Genomic DNA, 16,880 nt, shown 5'->3' with positions numbered 1-16,880 from the left:
TCAATCCTCCTGAGGCAGGTAACGGCCCAAATACATACCCTGCCCGATAACGAAAACAACCATCAGCCCGGTTGAGCCGAACAGTTTGTAATTAACCCATTGCGCTTCGGTAAACATATAGGCAACCGCAATATTGGCAATACCCATAAACACCAAAAAAGCCACCCAAATCCAAGTCAGCCGGCGCCAAACCTGATCGTCAAGCTCCAATTCCTTGCCCATCACGGCTTTCAAGCCGTTTTTACCCAAAAACTGCCCCAAGCCCAAGGCCAACGCCCCCGCCCAAAACAGCAAAGTGGGTTTCCACATAATGAAACGCGGATCACGCAGCAGAATCGTCGCCCCGCCGAACACCACTATCAAAACCAGGCCCACCCATTGCATCGTATCGAGCTTTTTATGCTTCAACCAGGCAAACCCGGCCTGCAACACGCCCACCACCAAGGCAACCGCCGTCGCCCACACGATGTTTTTGGTGAGCGTGTAGGTGGCGAAAAACAGAATCACAGCGATTAAGTCGCTTAAAATTTTCATATCTTGCCGAACAAATCCAAGCTAAAAACAATGTGCAATGATACAGGCAGATGAACTCTTTTGCATTACTTATGTCAATGGTAACAATAAACCGACAGGCCGTCTGAAAAACAGGCCGATTATCGGATTTTCCCCCGTGCGCAACAGAAAGTGGTTATAAAGTTGCAAACTCTGGTTTATTGTTTACATAAATTAGCAATTTTACTTGGCAGAGTAGGCGGTTAGCATATATCATGCTGTCTATATATTACAGGCAGCCTAGCTGCAAACTCGAACAGGGGACATAATTTGAAAAACAATCACAAAATCAAACTGATTGCTGCCTCCCTCGCGCTGACGACGTCATTTTCGGCAGTTGGCGGCCTAGGCGGCTTGAACGTTCAATCCAATCTCGGCGAGCCGTTTTCCGGCACGGTAACGGTAACTGGGGAAGAAGCCCGGATTCTGCTGAACGGCGGCAACGCCTCGCTTTCAGACGGCAGCCTGCGCGCCAGTGTTAGAAAATCCGGCAATAACGCCGTTATCAACATCCGCTCCAACGCACCGGTAAACGACCCCGTTTTAGTATTCCAAGTAGGCGTAGGTTCGCAATCGCGCCAATACACCGCCATTATCGACCCTGCCGACTACCCTGCCGAAAGCAGCGGCTCCGCCGGCACACAGCCGGAAAGCCGCACCCAAACGGCACCGGCCCAAACCGATGAAACCGGCACCCGCGCAGAAACACAACAATCCGCCGCCGCCCGTGCCAAACTGAAAGCCAAAAAAACACAAGAACAGCAGGCACGCAAAGAGCAGCAGAAAGCTGCCGCGGCCGCTCGCGAAAAATTGCGCGAACAAGCCGCAGCCGAGCGCAAATCCGAGCCGCCCCGCGGCAACTATAAAGTCAGCCGCGGCGAAACGCTCACCTCTATCGCCAACCAAATCCGCCCCTCTGGTTTGAGCGTACACGAAACCATAGCCGCCATCATGACGGCCAACCCGGAAATCTTCCCGACCCGTAACGCCAACCAGATTCTTGCTGGCCGCGTGTTGAACATTCCTTCTTCCGAAGAATTGAAACGCCTGGCCAAACAACCCGCTCCTGCCGCACAAGAGCAAGCCGCACAAGCATCGCAGCCTGACACCGCCGCTTCCGCACCCGCCGGAACCGCCGCCACTGCCTCTGCCCCGGCTTCCGCTCCCGCAGCGGACACAACCACGGCCGCAGCATCCGCCGCTCCCCAAGCATCGGAGCCGGCAACCGCCGCTGCCAGCAGCACAGCTTCGGAACCCGCCGCCACTTCCTCTCCGGCAGCAACGCCGCAACCTGCCCAACCCGCTTCTGAAGAAAGCAGCGGTTTATGGCGTTGGTTGCTGTTTGCAGGCTTAGGCACCATCGCCTTATGGCTGCTGTTGAAATTGGCAGGTAAGAAAAAAGCCGCCGTCGAAAGCACAACCGAGGGCGGCAAAGAAATTATTGCCAAAGACACCGATTCAGACGACGAATACGAAACGCTTGAATCCGCACCCGAAACAGAAATCCGCACACATCAGCCCGCAGCCTATCCGAGCGGCGAAGCCAAATCATCCGCAGGCACAACTGCGGCAGCCGCTACGGTTACAGCCGCGGCAGCCGCTGCAACAGCGGCCGCAACCAAAACCGAAGACGACGGTTTGGATGTGGAAGACGACTTCGACGATATTTTCTTCAGCGAAGCCGAAGCCGCTCCCGTAGAAAAAACCGAAAGCAACTTCAACTTGGATTTGGGTTCGATTGACCGCGAACAAGGCGGCATCGTATCCGGCGCACTGACTCAAGACGAAGAAACCCAGAAGCGCGAATATGCCGACTGGGATAACATCGAATCGACCGAAAGCGTTTACGAGCCTGAAACCGAAAGCGAATTCCAACATGTAGCCGTTGAATTCAATGCAGGTGAAGATGCGGATTCAAACCAAGAAACAACCGTAATAGCAGAATCCGAACCGAGCGATTCCGCTAAAGCCGACGACGATGCCTCGCTTGAGTTTTACACCGGGCAGGCTGAGGATGCCGTTACCGGCCAAGCTGCCCCTGATGGCGAAGAGCAGGTTGAAGAACTCTCTTTGGTGCAAATCGAAACCACAACTGCTCCGGAATCCGTAGCGGAAACGGTTGAAATCGACACGTTGTCGTTTACCGACGAAGCCGATGCGGCAGCACCCGCAGCCGAAACCATTACCGAGCAGCCCCCTATTACCATTGAAATTGCAGAAGATGCCGAACCCGAAACAGCGGATCATGTCTCTGAATCGACTGTTGGCGCCATCGAAACCGCACCGGCAGAAGAGCCTGCCGTAACCGAAGCAACAACCGAATCCGCTTGGACTGCGGCCACCCCGCAAGACGACGGTTTTGCCTTCCAAGACGGTGAAGATTTCGGCACCACGGTTAATCTCTCTACCGATGATGCGGAAACCATCGAATGGGAAAGCATCAACGTTGAAGGCGATTCACGCAGCGACGACGGCGGCTTTATCTCCGAATCCGTGGGTATGACCGCTCCGCTGGAGGCCAAATACGAACTGGCGCAAATGTATGTTGAAATCGGTGATCCCGAAGCAGCAAGAGAAACCCTGCAAGAGTTGTTGGAAGAATCCAGCGGCACGATTTTGGAAAAAACCAAAACTATGCTTGCCGAGTTGGATAAATAATTCCGATTTCTACAATAAATGCCGTCTGAAAAGACGGCATTTTTAGTTTCAACCCATAGTTACAGAGGGAAAAGAGAGTACCTGCAGAAAAATCTGGCGCTTTTTTATAGTGAATTCAAATAAAAACTCCGAAATGAAATAACTGCATTCAAACTTGCAATTGGGCGATATGCTAAAGAATCGTTTTACCCTACTTCGGCATTCTTATTTTAATCCACTATACATTGTCGTTTTTGCTTGCAAGCCCATTTTGGAATTTTTGAAGATTGAGACCTTTGCAAAAAAGCCGTTTTAATCCTGAATGTATTATATTTCGTCATACTCGGGCTTAACCCGAGTATCTGCCTTTTTCTTCTAAAACAAAGGATGCTCGGGTCAAGCCCGAGCATCACGCAAGTGTTTTGAGGTGTCGAAAAGAATTTTGAGAGGCATCAGGCCGTCTGAAATGCTTAAATTCCGTTATTCCGGCAAAATAAATGATACCTTTGCAAGTCGCTTAGGCTGTTTGGTATAAAAAGGATGTTGGCATAAAAAAGCATAAACTATTCCATCTATCCCACCTTTTCCAACACTTGCCTTGCCGGCAGGGCCTGAACCGCTCACTCTGCCCGTTCGATCATGGCCTCGCGCAATGCATCTAAGCCGAGATTTTCCGTAACCGAAACATTCACCGCCACCGCCCTGCCCCGCGTGTCGCGCAATACGCCGGCGGGGCGTTTGTTGTCGGGCAGCAGGTCGATTTTGTTATATACAACAAGCTGCGGCACTTCGTGGGCGCCGATTTCTTCGAGCACGGCATTTACATCGTCCATCTGCCGCTCGAAATCGGGGTGGGCGGCATCGACAACGTGCAAAAGCACATCGGCCAAGGCGGTTTCTTCGAGCGTGGCCGAAAAAGCCGATACCAGCTTGTGCGGCAAATCGCGCACGAAACCTACCGTATCGGTGAGAATCACGCTGGTTTGATGGTTGAGGTACAGGCGGCGGGCGGTGGTGTCGAGCGTGGCGAAAAGCTGGTCTTTCGCCAACACGTCAGCTTTGGTTAGGCGATTGAACAGGCTGGATTTTCCGGCATTGGTATAACCCACCAGCGCAAAAGTTTTGATATTGCCCTGCATACGCGCTTTGCGGCGGGTGGCGCGCTGTTTCTGCACGTTATGCAGCTGCTTTTTCAGCGCGGTGATTTTTTGGTTGATGAGGCGGCGGTCGGTTTCGAGCTGGGTTTCGCCCGGCCCTTTCAAACCGATGCCGCCTTTCTGGCTTTGCAGATGGCCGTAGCCGCGCACCAGGCGCCCGCTCAGGTGGCTGAGCTGCGCCAGCTCCACCTGCAATTTGCCTTCCTGCGACTGCGCACGTTTGGCGAAAATCGCCAGAATCAGGCCGACACGGTCGAGCACGCGGCATTGCAGCACCCGTTCCAGATTGCGCTCCTGCGTGGGGCTGAGTTCGTGGTTGAACACCACCAGCTCGATATTGTGCTGCCGCACGGTTTCGGCCAGCTCTTCCGCCTTGCCGGTGCCCACAAATAAAGCGGTATGCGCTTTGTCGCGCTTGGCGGTTTCGGTGCGCACCAAGTCGCCGCCTGCGGCCCGCACCAGTTCGGCCGCTTCGTTTAAAGCCGCCTGAAACGCCTGCTCGCGCAACTCGTTGGCACCGGTATAGTCGGCGCTGAGCATCACGCCCGCCAGCATCACGCGCTCGGGCTTTTCAAGGGATTTGTCGATTTGGAACAGGGTGGGTTTGCTCACGGCGCAGGCTCCGTTGGTCGGTTTTTTTCAGACGGCCTGAAGCCTATTGCGCTCTCGGCACTTTGTTAAACAACCGGTAAAAATTCTCGGTGGTGGTTTCGGCGATGCGCTCCGGCGTTTCGCCGCGCAACTGCGCCACAAAATCGGCGGTGTATTTCACATAGGCCGGTTCGTTGGGCTTGCCGCGCTTGGGCACGGGGGCGAGAAAAGGCGCATCGGTTTCCACCAGTATGCGGTCGGCGGGCACATATTTTGCCGCCGCCTGAATATCGGGGGCGTTTTTAAAGGTAACGATGCCGGAAAACGAAATATAAAAGCCCAAATCCAGCGCGGCTTTGGCCACTTCCACGTTTTCGGTGAAGCAATGGATAACGCCCGCGTGCGCCTGATGCCCGCGCAACAAGCGCATGGTGTCGGCGGCGGCATCGCGGGTGTGCACCACCAGCGGCAACCCGCTTTGGTTGGCGGCCAGGATATGGCAGACAAAACGCTGGTGCTGCCACGCCAAATCGCCTTTGCACCAATGGTAATCCAAGCCGGTTTCGCCTATGCCCACCACTTTCGGGTGTTGCGCATGGCGTACCAATTCTTCCACCGTAAACTCTTCGGCGTCTTCCCGGTCGGGGTGCACGCCCACGGTGGCAAAAATATGGTCGTTGGTCTCGGCAATCGCCAGCACCTCGGCAAAACTCTGCCGGCTCACGCTGATCGCCAGCGCCTGCCTGACCTGATTTTCAGCCATATTGGCAAACACTTCGGGCAGGCGGCTGCTTAGGCCGTCGAAATTAAGGTGGCAGTGGGAATCAACTAAATACATGATATTGTTTTAATAGGCTATATAAAGTATCGAGGCCGGGACCTTTGCAAAATTAAAAAAACATCACAAAAAATTTATTTCCCGTCATTCCCGCCTACGCGGGAATGACGGAATCTAAGCATTTCAGACGGCCTCAAGGTATTTTTGCAAAGGTCTCAGGCCGTCTGACAAAACGGAGCGGCTGCCGGAACAATGCGGGCTTTCAGACGGCCTTCGGCGCATCCGGTTATTCGTAATAAGTAAACTTCGCCCGCTTCACATGGCAGAGCAGTTCGTAGGCAATGGTGCCGGCGGCTTTGGCCACTTCGTTCACGTTCACCACATCGCCCCACAGCTCGACTTCGTTGCCTATGCCTTCGTGCGACACATCAAGCTCCACCGTCATCATATCCATCGACACGCGGCCAATAAGCTGGCTGCGGTGGCTGCCGATGGCAACGGGCGTGCCGTTGGGGGCATGGCGCGGGTAGCCGTCGGCATAGCCGCAGGCAATCAGACCCACGCGGGTGGATTTTTTGGTGTAGAACGCCGCGCCGTAACCCACCGGCGAATGCGGCTGCAACACCCGCTCGCCGAACACGCGCGTGCTCAGGCGCATCACGGGTTTCAAACGGCTGTCGGTGTGGCCGAACGGGCAGGCACCGTAAAGTGCGATGCCCGCCCTGCCCCAATCGCGGCGGGCGGCGGGATAACGCAGCATAGCGGCGGAATTGGCCAGGCTCTCTTCGCCCGCCAACCCCTCGCAGCCCAAATCAAACGCTTCAAGCTGCATTTCGGTCATGGCGTTGTCGGCTTCGTCGGCGCAGGCGAAGTGGCTGAATTTCACAATGCTGTCAACATTTCGGTTCTGTTTCAGCGCCGTGTAGGCAGCGGCGTAGTTATGCGGAAAGAAGCCGGCACGGTGCATACCCGAATCCATTTTCAGCCATACTTTCACGGGTTGCTGCCATGGGTGGTGCAGCAGCGCTTCAAGCTGCCATTGGCTGCACACGGCTGGCCACAGGCGGTGGCGGTCGACCTGTTCGTATTCTTTGGCTTCAAACACGCCTTCCAGCAGCAGAATCGGGTTTTCGATGCCGTGTTCCCGCAACTGCACCGCCTCTTCCACGCTCGCCACGGCAAAACCGTCGGCCAAATCCGCCAGCGCGTGCGCGCACCGCACCGCACCGTGGCCGTAGGCATCGGCCTTCACCACCGCCAACAGTTTGCCGCCGTGGATGTTTTTTAAGGTTTGATAATTGTGGCGCAGGTTTTCAAGGCGGATTTGGGCATTTAGCGGACGCATTTTCAGAATATCCTTTACGGCAGGGTTGGCAGGCATTGGTTAAAGGCCGTCTGAAAACGGCGCTTTTCAGACGGCCTGTTGTTTGAAGAAACGGATTATAGGCCGATCGGGGCGGTTTTTAAATATACACCTATGCCGAAACATTAGGGAGTGTAGTCAGAAAGCGTTGCGGCGGTATTTTTGGTCAAAATCCGCATCTGCGGCGTTAGGTAGCGTAGCGGACTTGCGAAGCTAAAATGCTCGCAAGATGTCCAATCTTGCTGCGCTTTTTGCCTGGCATCTGCGGATTTTTCCTCAAAAAACCGCTTCACAAGCCTTCTGACTACACTCCCTAATCTTTCAAACGGAATTCGGCCGCGCGCGCATGGGCGGTGAGCATTTCGCCGTGTGCCAAAATGCTGGCGGTTTTGCCCAGTTTTTGCGCGCCCGCTTCGGATACCTGAATCAGGCTCGAGCGTTTTTGGAAATCGTAGGTACCCAAGGGCGACGAGAAACGGGCGGTACGGCTGGTGGGCAGCACATGGTTGGGGCCGGCGCAATAGTCGCCCAAGCTCTCGCTGGTGTATCTGCCCATAAAAATCGCGCCGGCATGGCGGATTTTCTGCGCCCATTGATCGGCGTTTTCCACCGACAATTCCAAGTGTTCGGGTGCGATATAGTTGGCGATATCGCAGGCTTCGTCCAAATCTTTTGCCAACACAAACGCACCGCGGTTGCCCAGCGAGGCTTCGATGATGTCGCGGCGCGGCATTTCTTCAATCAGTTTGTCCATGGCCGTCTGAACTTCGTTTAAATACGCTTGCGAAGTGGCAATCAGAATGGCTTGGGCTATTTCGTCGTGTTCGGCCTGGCTGAACAAATCCATCGCCACCCAATCGGCGGGCGTGCTGCCGTCGGCAATCACCAGAATTTCAGACGGCCCGGCCACCATGTCGATGCCCACCACGCCGAACACGCGGCGTTTGGCGGCGGCCACAAAAGCATTGCCGGGGCCGGTGATTTTATCGACCTGCGGCACGGTTTCGGTGCCGTAAGCCAGCGCGGCCACGGCTTGCGCGCCGCCAATAGTAAACACTTTGGTTACGCCCGCCACATAAGCTGCCGCCAGCACGATGTCGTTGCGTTCGCCTTTCGGGGTCGGCACCACCATGATGATTTCTTTCACGCCGGCCACATGCGCGGGCATGGCGTTCATAATCACCGAGCTGGGGTAGGCTGCTTTACCGCCGGGCACATAAATGCCGACGCGGTCGAGCGCGGTAATTTGCTGGCCCAAGAGCGTGCCGTCTTCGTCGGTGTATGTCCACGATTCCAGTTTTTGGCGTTGGTGGTAGCTTTCCACGCGCGCGGCGGCGGTTTTCAAGGCCGTCTGAACATTTTCGGGCAGGCGTTCGAAGGCGTTTTTCAAATCTTCTTGGCTTAAGGTTAAATCGGCAAAGGTTTGCGCCGCCGTGCCGTCGAATTTATTGGTGTATTCGATTACAGCCGCATCGCCGCGCTTTTGCACGTCGGCGCAGATGTCGGCCACGATTTGGTCGATTTTCGGGTCTTGCGCGGTTTCAAAAGCCAGCAGCGCTTTGAGTTCGGCTTGGAAATCGGGGGATTGGGTGTTGAGGTGTTTCATGGTTTCGCTCTTTCGTTTTTTAAAGGTTCGGCCCGGGTTTTTCAGACGGCCTGTGTTAATGCGAAGCTGCCGTCCAGCAAAGCTTTTACCGTTTCCGCATCCGCAGAGCCGTCGAGCCGCACGCTCAGCCAGTGCGTTTTGTTCATGTGGTAGGCGGGCAGAAAACCCGTCTGCACGCGCAGGAGCTGCACCAAATCGGGGGCGGCTTTGATATTGGCCAACGGCACATTTGCGCTGCCTGCCAAGCCGAGTTTGGCGGCGGACACATCCATTAAAACGGCATACCATTTGCCGCTGCCCCTGTGGCGCAGCACGGCATAATCGGGATGCTTTCGCCACGGATATTCGGGCACGGTAAGGTAGCGTCGGGCGACATAGTCAAGCAGGGTTTGGCGGTCCACTGCGCGTACTCCTTGCGGTTTTCAGACGGCGTCAGTCTTTGCTCACAAACCGCTTGTTAACGCGCACGCGCTCACCGCGGCCGGCTTTTTTGATTTCCAGCCAGTCGCTGTAAATGGCGTGTATCAGCGCGCGGTCGGTGTCGAAGCCGTATTGGTGCGGGTTGACGGCGGGGGCGAGCTGTTTGAGCACGTCGCCCAGGCGCGCCCAGCCGCTCCCGTCGGCTGCGGCATCGACGGCCTGCTGCACCACGGGTATCAGTTTGGTGAAGGTGGGTTTGCCGTTGCTTTTGGGTTTGGCGGCGTTGTCTGCCGTTTCGGCCGTTGCGTGTGCCGCTGCGGTTTCAGACGGCGTTTCGTTTTGCGGCGCGCGCGCTTTGCGGGCGGGCTTTCGGCCTGGCGCGGGCACATCGGGTGCGGCGGGTTCGGCAGGCGCATTGTCCGGCTGAGCGGTTTGGTTTTTGCCGCGCACAGGCTCGCCGGTTTCGTTTTGGCGGGGCTCGTGCTGCCCGTTTTCAGACGGCCTGCCGTTTTTTTCGGCAACGGGGCGGCGGCGCACTTGGATTTGGTTGTTGTCGGTGCGCCATTCGAAGATGTCGAACGATTTGATTAATTCGGAAAGTTTGCTGAAACCGTAGAGGCGCGGGTCGAAATCGGGGTTGATTTTGTTGATGTAGCTGCCGATGGGGCCGAGGTTGGCCCAGCCCAAATCGTCGGCGTTTTCGCGCACTGCGCGTTTGATGAGCGTGGCGGCGTCGGGCGCGGACGAGCCGGTTTCGGCGGCAGGCTTGGTTTTGCCGCTGCTTTTGTTTTTATCGGCGCCGCTTTTTTCGGGGCGGAAAATTTCGGTGTGGATGAATTTGTCGCAGGCTTTGCGGAAGGCTTCGGGAGTTTTCTTTTCGCCGAAACCGTAAACGGTAAGGCCGCTTTCGCGCAGGCGGCTGGCCAGGCGGGTGAAGTCACTGTCGCTGGAAACGATGCAGAAGCCATCGAAATTGCCGCTGTAAAGCAGGTCCATCGCATCGATAACCAGCGCCATATCGGTGGCGTTTTTGCCTTTGGTGTAGGCAAACTGCTGCACGGGAATGATGGCGTGCGGCAACAGCGCGGCCTTCCATTTGTTGAGGCCGTGGCTCCAGTCGCCGTAGATGCGTTTGACGCTGGCGATGCCGTATTTGGCGATTTCTTCCAGCAGGCGGTCGATGATGTCGGCAGGGGCGTTGTCGGCGTCGATTAAAACGGCGAGCTTTTTGTCGGTGATGTTCATGGTTTGTTCTTCTTTTGGTTATCTTTTCAGACGGCCTCTGCGGCGATTGCGCCCGCAAATGCGTCGATTACGGGCTGGATGAGCGTGTGTTTCACTTTCAGCGCCGCCTTGTTCACCACCAAACGGCTGGAAATATCGCAGATATGCTCCACCGCTTCGAGATTGTTGGCTTTCAACGTGCCGCCGGTGGAAACCAAATCAACAATGGCGTCGCTCAAACCCACCAGCGGGGCGAGTTCCATCGAACCGTAAAGTTTGATGATGTCCACATGCACGCCTTTGGCGGCGAAGTGTTCGGCGGCGATATCGGGATATTTGGTGGCCACGCGCAGGCGGCAGCCCGGTTGCGAAGCGGCGGCATAATCGAAACCTTTGGGCACGGCCACCATCATGCGGCATTTGGCGATTTGCAGGTCCAGCGGCTGGTAAAGGCCGTCGCCGCCGTGCTCGATCAACACGTCTTTGCCGGCGATGCCGAAATCGGCCGCGCCGTATTGCACATAAGTGGGCACGTCGCTGGCGCGCACAATCACCAGGCGGATGTTTTCATGGTTGGTGCCGATAATCAGCTTGCGCGATTTTTCGGGGTTTTCTGCGGGTGTGATGCCTGCGGCGGCCAACAGCGGCAGGGTTTCGTCGAAAATGCGGCCTTTCGATAAGGCGATGGTCAATTGGTTTTCTTGCATATTTTTTGAAATGTTGTGATGTGATGGTTATCAGGCCGTCTGAAATCTTTTTCAGACGGCCTGATTCAGACGGTTAAGATTTTAACAAGATGCGGATATCGTCTGCAATCTGTTGCGCGGTGTTGCCGTAAGGCTCGAACACGGCTACTTCGCCGTTTTTATCAAGCAGATAAGCCCCTGCGGTGTGGTCGACCAGATAAACTTTTTCCGACTGCTGCTGCGCTTTGGCCGAAACCACGCGGTATTGCTGCTTGATCAGCGGCAAATCCTGGTCTTCTGTGGCAGTTAAGCCGATAAAGGCCGGGTTGAACTGGCGGGCATATTTGCCGATCAGCTCGGGCGTGTCGCGCTCGGGATCGACGCTGGCGAACACCACCGCCACCTTATCCGCCTCGGCACCGAGCTGCTTGAGCGCATCGCTGTAGGTGAGCAGTTCGGTGGGGCAGACATCGGGGCAATGGGTATAGCCGAACGATAAAATCACCGTTTTGCCTTTCAGGCTGCTCAGGCTGAACGGTTTGCCGTCGCCGTCGGTTAGCGTGAAATCGCCGCCGATGTCTTCCTTACGCATATCCGTGCCGTGAAAGCCCGCCGGCTGCGCCGCCGCCACCGTGGCGGAAGCCTTGTCGGGCGCAGGTTGCGATGCGGCCGGATCGGTAGTTTCCTGCGGCTTGCAGGCCGCCAGCAGGGCCGCAGCCGCAACGGCAAGCAGAATACGGCGGGGGGTCGGTTTGAACATGGCATTCTCCTGAATCGTTCAGATGAAATCAGTTTCCGCCATCTTAACCTGTTTACAGGTTTTAATGTTGCCCAACCGCCTGTTTCAGGTCAAATTCAGCACGTTTTTCCGCCCAAACGCCAACTGCGCCAAACATACTTTTATTCCATTTATTTTCAAGCAATTGTAAAAACAGCCCGAGAAATCCCCACACAAGGCTTTACAAGATTTTTTTTGGCACTATAATAGCCAACTCTTCACCTGCCCAGGTGGCGAAATTGGTAGACGCAGGGGACTCAAAATCCCCCGCCGAAAGGTGTGTCGGTTCGAGTCCGACCCTGGGCACCACACAAAACCGCTTTTTAGCGGTTGTTTTTTTGCCTGAAACAACCGCCGCCGTTCCCAATACCCCCGAGACCTTTGCAAAAAAACCAATTCAACCCTAAAAAGGTTTGTGCCTCGTCATTCCCGCGTAGGCGGGAATCTAGTCGTTTTTCGTAAACTATTGAAATAAAATACTTAATGGTTTAAAGGCTGGATTCCCGCCTACGCGGGAATGACGATGGTTGAATATTTCAGACGGCCTAAATGAATTTTGCAAAGGTCTCCCGTTAAAAAAGCTGCCGTACACACAGTTACGGCAGCTTTTTCATTCAGACGGCCTACAATGCGCTTGATTAACCGTGTTTGATGTTGCTGACTGACGAGTTGGTAACACAGTTGCTACCTGATCACCACATCGTTCGGCAAATCGTCTGCGGCGGCGGCGCCGTTGCGCGGGAAATGTGCGGTCAGAATGGCGTTGACTTCCTGCAAGCCGCTTTCCAAACCTTCTACGAACGCCCCGCGCTTAAACGCTTCGCGCATGGTTTCGCAAACGTGCCGCCATTCGTCTTCACCCACTTTGGCGGCGATGCCGCGGTCTGCCGCCACTTCGACGGCATGGTCGGCAAACGACACATACACCAGCACGCCGATGTTAAGCTCGGTATCCCACACTCCTAATTCTCCGAACCATTGCCAGGCGCGGGTGCGGGGTTGCAGGCCGCCCAACACGGCGCTGCCCGGGTAGCGCGATTCGACTACAAAGCGTATCTGCCCTTGGTGGTGCTGCTCGGATTCGCCGATATGGCGGCTGATGCGCTGCAAATCGGCGGTGGGAAAATACCGCTCGACACGGGCGCGCGGGTGCAGCCAATGCTGCCATAAGCGTTTGAATTTGTTTTGTTCCATTACCAACCTCCCGATGCGCCGCCGCCGCCGAAGCTGCCGCCGCCGCCGCTGAAACCGCCTCCGCCGAAGCCGCCGCTGCTCCAGCCGCCGCCCCCGCGCGAACCGCCGCCGAAGCCGCCTCCGCCGAAACCGCCGCCTCCCGAAATAAACGCCCCGCTGCCGATGATAAAGGCCAGCACCGCGCCGACCAGGGCGGCCAGCACGCCGATTGCCAGCCCCCAGCCGAACAGCATGGCAACGCCGAACATCACGCCGCCGGTAAACAGGCTGCCCAGCGTGCGCCCGAAGATGGCCTTTAAAAAGCCGCCGGCGATAAACGGCAGGATAAACAGCAGAATCAGGCTGTCGCCGCCGCCCTCCCCGCCGCTGTCGTTCTGCGCTTCGGGCAACTGCTCGCCGGCAATCAGTTTCTCAATCTGCACCACGGCGGCGCTGATGCCTTCATCGGTTTTACCTTCGCGCAGATAGGGGCGCAGAACATCTTCGAGAATGCGCTTGGCGTACACATCGGGAATCGCGCCTTCCAAGCCGCGGCCTACCGCCAAATGGGTTTTGCGCTCGTCGCGCACGAGCAGCAGCAGCACGCCGTCGCTGTGTTCCGCGCGGCCGATTTTCCATTGCTCCATCACGCGGGCGGAATAATCGAACGGGGTTTCCGGCTCGATTTTGGGCACGGTCAGCACCACAATCTGGCTGCCTTTTTCACGGCTGTATTGCAACAGATGGGCGCTGAGTTCCTGCCGCGCCTGCGGCTGCATCATCTGCGCCGTGTCCATCACGGGATCGGTAAGCTGGGGCACGGCAGCAAGCTCGGCGGCAAACAGCCACACGCTGGCCAGCAGCATGGCGGCGAAAACACCGATTCGCTGTATTACGGATTGCATGGCTTTCCTTTCCAATCGTTTTTTTCAGACGGCCTGCCGGCTCGGTAAGGCCGTCTGAAAAGCTTTTGCTCCGACGGTGCCGGCAAAAAATGCTTTCAGACGGCCCAAACGTTAAAACTCGACTTTGGGCGCGGTGGATACGGCTTTTTCGTTTTCAACCGTAAACTGCGGGCGCGCTTTCATGCCGAAGATTTTGGCGGTGATGTTTTGCGGAAACTGGCGCAGGGTGGTGTTATAAGTCTGCACCGCTTTGATGTAGTTGTTGCGCGCGAGCGTAACGCGGTTTTCCGTGCCTTCGAGCTGGGCTTGCAGGTCGCGGAAGTTTTGGTCGGCTTTAAGCTGCGGATAGTTTTCGGAAACCACCAGCAGGCGCGACAGGGCGCTGCTCAATTCGCCTTGCGCCTGCGCGTATTGCTTGAGCTTTTCTTCGTTGGTAGCGTCGTCGGCAGTCATCTGGATGCTACCCACTTTGCTGCGCGCGGCGGTAACTTCGGTGAGCACCTGCTCTTCGTGTTTGGCGTAACCTTTAACGGTGTTGACCAGGTTCGGAATCAGATCGGCGCGGCGCTGGTATTGGTTGAGCACTTCCGACCAAGCCGCATTGGCCGCTTCGTCTTGCGTTTGCATGGTGTTGTAGCCGCAGCCGTTAAGGGCGAACAGCGAGGTGAATACGGCGATAATGGCCAGCCATTTTTTCAACATGGGGAGTCTCCGTGAAAAAAATAATTTAAAGGGTTTCAGACGGCCTGAAGTTATCGGGCCGTCTGAAAACGTTAGGAGTATATAGAAAAGCACCTTGCCGAAAAACCCTAAGCGACAAACGGTTGTTGTGCGCTTTGGCCGTTTGCCGATACAATTACCGCCGATTACATTAACCGCAGAAATCCATCCATGCAGAAAAACACCGTGTTCGTTACTGGCGGCGCCGGCTTTATCGGCTCCGCGCTTATCCGCCACCTGATTGAAAACACCGACGCCAAAGTGGTGAATATCGACAAACTCACCTACGCAGGCAACCTGCAATCTTTGGAAAGCGTGTCCGCCAACCCGCGCTATGTGTTTTCGCACACCGACATCTGCGACCGCGCCGCACTCGATGCGCTGTTTGCCGAACACCGGCCGCGCGGCGTGCTGCATCTGGCCGCCGAAAGCCATGTTGACCGCAGCATCACCGGCCCCGCCGCCTTTATCGAAACCAACATCGTCGGCACCTACACCCTGCTCGAAGCCGCGCGCCAATATTGGAACACGCTCTCCGAACAAGACAAGCCGCAGTTCCGCTTCCACCACATTTCCACCGACGAAGTGTTCGGCGACCTGCACGGCACCGACGATTTGTTTACCGAAACCACGCCCTACGCGCCCAGCAGCCCCTATTCGGCCAGCAAAGCCTCCAGCGACCACCTCGTGCGCGCCTGGCAGCGCACCTACGGCCTGCCCGCAGTGCTTACCAACTGTTCCAACAACTACGGCCCCTACCACTTTCCCGAAAAGCTGATTCCGCTGATGATACTGAACTGTTTGGCAGGCAAACCCCTGCCCGTTTACGGCGAAGGCAAACAAATCCGCGACTGGCTCTATGTGGAAGACCACGCCCGCGCCTTGTGGACGGTGTTCACCCGCGCCGAAAACGGCGAAAGCTACAACATCGGCGGCCATAACGAGCGGCAGAATATCGACGTAGTGCGCACCATCTGCGCCATTCTCGACGAAATCCACCCCGTTGCCGGCAACCCCGCCGTGGCAGGCCGCATCGCATCGTATGCCGAACTGATCACCCACGTTGCCGACCGCCCCGGCCACGACGTGCGCTACGCCATCGACGCCTCCAAAATCGCACGCGACTTGGGCTGGAAGCCGCAGGAAACCTTCGAAAGCGGCATACGCAAAACCGTGCAATGGTATCTCGACAACGAAAACTGGTGGCAGGCCGTGCTCGACGGCTCGTATCAGGGCGAACGTTTGGGCCTGGTGTAAAAAACAGATGGTTTTCAGACGGCCTGTTACCGCACAAACATTCGAATACCCGAGGCCGTCTGAAAAAACAACGAAAAGAATAAAGAAAAGGAACAACATGAAAGGCATTATTCTGGCCGGTGGCTCCGGCACCCGCCTTTACCCGATTACCCGAGGCGTGTCGAAACAACTGCTGCCCGTTTACGACAAACCCATGATCTACTACCCGCTCTCGGTGCTGATGCTCTCCGGCATCCGCGACGTGCTGGTGATTTCCACCCCGGAAGACATGAGCGGCTACCAACGCCTGCTCGGCGACGGCAGCGACTTCGGCATCCGCATCAGCTACGCCGTCCAGCCCAGCCCCGACGGCCTCGCGCAAGCCTTTCTTATCGGCGAACAGTTTATCGGCAACGACCGCGTGTGTTTGGTATTGGGCGACAACATCTATTTCGGCGAACATTTCAGCAACAAACTCGCGGCCGCCGCCTCACGCGAAAACGGCGCCACCGTGTTCGGCTACCAAGTGGCCGACCCCCAACGCTTCGGCGTGGTTGAGTTCGACGAAAACTTCAAAGCCGTTTCCATCGAAGAAAAACCCGCCAAACCCAAATCCAACTACGCCGTTACCGGCCTGTATTTCTACGACAACGACGTCGTCCAAATCGCCAAACAAATCAAACCCTCGCCGCGCGGCGAGCTGGAAATCACCGATGTCAACCAAACTTATCTCGCCCAAGGCCGTCTGAACGTAGAGCTGCTCGGCCGCGGCTTTGCCTGGCTCGACACCGGCACCCACGACAGCCTGCTCGAAGCCGCCCATTTCGTGCACACCATCGAAAGCCGCCAGGGCCTGAAAGTGGCCTGTTTGGAAGAAATCGCCTTTAAAAAAGGCTGGCTGACCGCCGAACAGCTCGAAGCCCGCATTCGGCCGCTGGCCAAAACCGGCTACGGCCAATACCTGCAAAAACTGCTCGACGGCAGCCGCAGGGTTTAAACCGACTTCCGTTCAGACGGCCTGCCTGCCGTTTAAACAGGCCGTCTGAAACAACCA

At 56.3% G+C, this 16,880-nt stretch carries 15 protein-coding genes and 1 tRNA gene; 4 read left to right on the top strand and 12 right to left on the bottom strand.

What is annotated here, in order from left to right; all coding sequences use genetic code 11:
* On the bottom strand, positions 1-534 hold the full coding sequence (locus H3L92_RS01270) for a septation protein A (RefSeq protein WP_085365125.1): 534 nt from the start codon (positions 532-534) through the stop codon (positions 1-3).
* 288 nt (positions 535-822) lie between these two features.
* On the opposite strand from H3L92_RS01270, the gene H3L92_RS01265 reads away from it, so the two are divergent.
* Entirely contained in the window at positions 823-3,210 is a 2,388-nt protein-coding gene (locus tag H3L92_RS01265) for a motility hub landmark protein FimV (RefSeq protein ID WP_085365126.1), read from the top strand.
* A 599-nt stretch (positions 3,211-3,809) separates the two neighbouring features.
* Here H3L92_RS01265 and hflX read toward each other — a convergent pair.
* The 8 genes from hflX to H3L92_RS01225 form a co-directional block, all read right to left on the bottom strand.
* A complete protein-coding gene (hflX, locus tag H3L92_RS01260; protein ID WP_372338518.1) occupies positions 3,810-4,901 on the bottom strand; it encodes a GTPase HflX in 1,092 nt (363 codons plus the stop codon).
* A 100-nt stretch (positions 4,902-5,001) separates the two neighbouring features.
* Positions 5,002-5,775: a TatD family hydrolase gene (locus H3L92_RS01255; protein ID WP_085365128.1), complete on the bottom strand. Its 774-nt coding sequence runs from the start codon at positions 5,773-5,775 to the stop codon at positions 5,002-5,004.
* A gap of 226 nt (positions 5,776-6,001) precedes the next feature.
* On the bottom strand, positions 6,002-7,060 hold the full coding sequence (alr, locus tag H3L92_RS01250; protein WP_085365154.1) for an alanine racemase: 1,059 nt from the start codon (positions 7,058-7,060) through the stop codon (positions 6,002-6,004).
* Between the two features lie 331 nt (positions 7,061-7,391).
* The gene (gene hisD / locus H3L92_RS01245) at positions 7,392-8,684 is read right to left on the bottom strand and encodes a histidinol dehydrogenase (protein WP_085365129.1); all 1,293 of its coding nucleotides are present in this window, start codon (positions 8,682-8,684) and stop codon (positions 7,392-7,394) included.
* Positions 8,685-8,725: 41 nt separating this feature from the next.
* Complete coding sequence (locus H3L92_RS01240) at positions 8,726-9,085, bottom strand: MmcQ/YjbR family DNA-binding protein (RefSeq protein WP_085365130.1); 360 nt, start codon at positions 9,083-9,085, stop codon at positions 8,726-8,728.
* A gap of 31 nt (positions 9,086-9,116) precedes the next feature.
* The gene (locus tag H3L92_RS01235) at positions 9,117-10,349 is read right to left on the bottom strand and encodes an NYN domain-containing protein (protein WP_085365131.1); all 1,233 of its coding nucleotides are present in this window, start codon (positions 10,347-10,349) and stop codon (positions 9,117-9,119) included.
* A gap of 26 nt (positions 10,350-10,375) precedes the next feature.
* The gene (gene hisG, locus H3L92_RS01230) at positions 10,376-11,035 is read right to left on the bottom strand and encodes an ATP phosphoribosyltransferase (RefSeq protein ID WP_085365132.1); all 660 of its coding nucleotides are present in this window, start codon (positions 11,033-11,035) and stop codon (positions 10,376-10,378) included.
* 73 nt (positions 11,036-11,108) lie between these two features.
* Entirely contained in the window at positions 11,109-11,774 is a 666-nt protein-coding gene (locus tag H3L92_RS01225; protein ID WP_085365133.1) for an SCO family protein, read from the bottom strand.
* A 242-nt stretch (positions 11,775-12,016) separates the two neighbouring features.
* On the opposite strand from H3L92_RS01225, the gene H3L92_RS01220 reads away from it, so the two are divergent.
* Positions 12,017-12,101 (top strand) — tRNA-Leu (locus H3L92_RS01220).
* A gap of 375 nt (positions 12,102-12,476) precedes the next feature.
* On the opposite strand, the gene H3L92_RS01215 is transcribed toward H3L92_RS01220, so the two are convergent.
* The 3 genes from H3L92_RS01215 to H3L92_RS01205 form a co-directional block, all read right to left on the bottom strand.
* Positions 12,477-12,986, bottom strand: a complete 510-nt coding sequence (locus tag H3L92_RS01215; protein ID WP_085365134.1) for a TPM domain-containing protein — start codon at positions 12,984-12,986, stop codon at positions 12,477-12,479.
* Positions 12,986-13,870 carry a TPM domain-containing protein gene (locus H3L92_RS01210; RefSeq protein WP_115336270.1) on the bottom strand — a complete coding sequence of 295 codons (885 nt, stop codon included), beginning with the start codon at positions 13,868-13,870 and terminating at the stop codon, positions 12,986-12,988. The genes H3L92_RS01215 and H3L92_RS01210 overlap by 1 nt, the downstream gene beginning before the upstream one ends.
* 111 nt (positions 13,871-13,981) lie before the next feature.
* Positions 13,982-14,572 carry a LemA family protein gene (locus H3L92_RS01205; RefSeq protein ID WP_085365136.1) on the bottom strand — a complete coding sequence of 197 codons (591 nt, stop codon included), beginning with the start codon at positions 14,570-14,572 and terminating at the stop codon, positions 13,982-13,984.
* A 189-nt stretch (positions 14,573-14,761) separates the two neighbouring features.
* On the opposite strand from H3L92_RS01205, the gene rfbB reads away from it, so the two are divergent.
* Together rfbB and rfbA are read left to right on the top strand one after the other, a co-directional pair.
* A complete protein-coding gene (gene rfbB, locus H3L92_RS01200; protein ID WP_085365137.1) occupies positions 14,762-15,847 on the top strand; it encodes a dTDP-glucose 4,6-dehydratase in 1,086 nt (361 codons plus the stop codon).
* Between the two features lie 97 nt (positions 15,848-15,944).
* On the top strand, positions 15,945-16,823 hold the full coding sequence (gene rfbA / locus H3L92_RS01195; protein WP_085365138.1) for a glucose-1-phosphate thymidylyltransferase RfbA: 879 nt from the start codon (positions 15,945-15,947) through the stop codon (positions 16,821-16,823).
* Positions 16,824-16,880: the final 57 nt, after the last annotated feature.

Source organism: Neisseria dentiae (assembly GCF_014055005.1).
Classification (GTDB): Bacteria; Pseudomonadota; Gammaproteobacteria; order Burkholderiales; family Neisseriaceae; genus Neisseria; species Neisseria dentiae.
Note: the sequence above shows the minus strand (reverse complement) of the source record. Positions and strands in the feature narration are given on the sequence as shown.

What these genes read in the sequence shown, in the direction of transcription:
- hisG (WP_085365132.1), bottom strand. Translation starts at nt 11,035, where the DNA reads ATGCAAGAAAACCAATTGACCATCGCCTTATCGAAAGGCCGCATTTTC.
- hflX (WP_372338518.1), bottom strand. Translation starts at nt 4,901, where the DNA reads ATGCTGGCGGGCGTGATGCTCAGCGCCGACTATACCGGTGCCAACGAG.
- H3L92_RS01235 (WP_085365131.1), bottom strand. Translation starts at nt 10,349, where the DNA reads ATGAACATCACCGACAAAAAGCTCGCCGTTTTAATCGACGCCGACAAC.
- H3L92_RS01255 (WP_085365128.1), bottom strand. Translation starts at nt 5,775, where the DNA reads ATGTATTTAGTTGATTCCCACTGCCACCTTAATTTCGACGGCCTAAGC.
- alr (WP_085365154.1), bottom strand. Translation starts at nt 7,060, where the DNA reads ATGCGTCCGCTAAATGCCCAAATCCGCCTTGAAAACCTGCGCCACAAT.
- H3L92_RS01270 (WP_085365125.1), bottom strand. Translation starts at nt 534, where the DNA reads ATGAAAATTTTAAGCGACTTAATCGCTGTGATTCTGTTTTTCGCCACC.
- H3L92_RS01225 (WP_085365133.1), bottom strand. Translation starts at nt 11,774, where the DNA reads ATGTTCAAACCGACCCCCCGCCGTATTCTGCTTGCCGTTGCGGCTGCG.
- H3L92_RS01205 (WP_085365136.1), bottom strand. Translation starts at nt 14,572, where the DNA reads ATGTTGAAAAAATGGCTGGCCATTATCGCCGTATTCACCTCGCTGTTC.
- rfbA (WP_085365138.1), top strand. Translation starts at nt 15,945, where the DNA reads ATGAAAGGCATTATTCTGGCCGGTGGCTCCGGCACCCGCCTTTACCCG.
- rfbB (WP_085365137.1), top strand. Translation starts at nt 14,762, where the DNA reads ATGCAGAAAAACACCGTGTTCGTTACTGGCGGCGCCGGCTTTATCGGC.
- H3L92_RS01215 (WP_085365134.1), bottom strand. Translation starts at nt 12,986, where the DNA reads ATGGAACAAAACAAATTCAAACGCTTATGGCAGCATTGGCTGCACCCG.
- hisD (WP_085365129.1), bottom strand. Translation starts at nt 8,684, where the DNA reads ATGAAACACCTCAACACCCAATCCCCCGATTTCCAAGCCGAACTCAAA.
- H3L92_RS01210 (WP_115336270.1), bottom strand. Translation starts at nt 13,870, where the DNA reads ATGCAATCCGTAATACAGCGAATCGGTGTTTTCGCCGCCATGCTGCTG.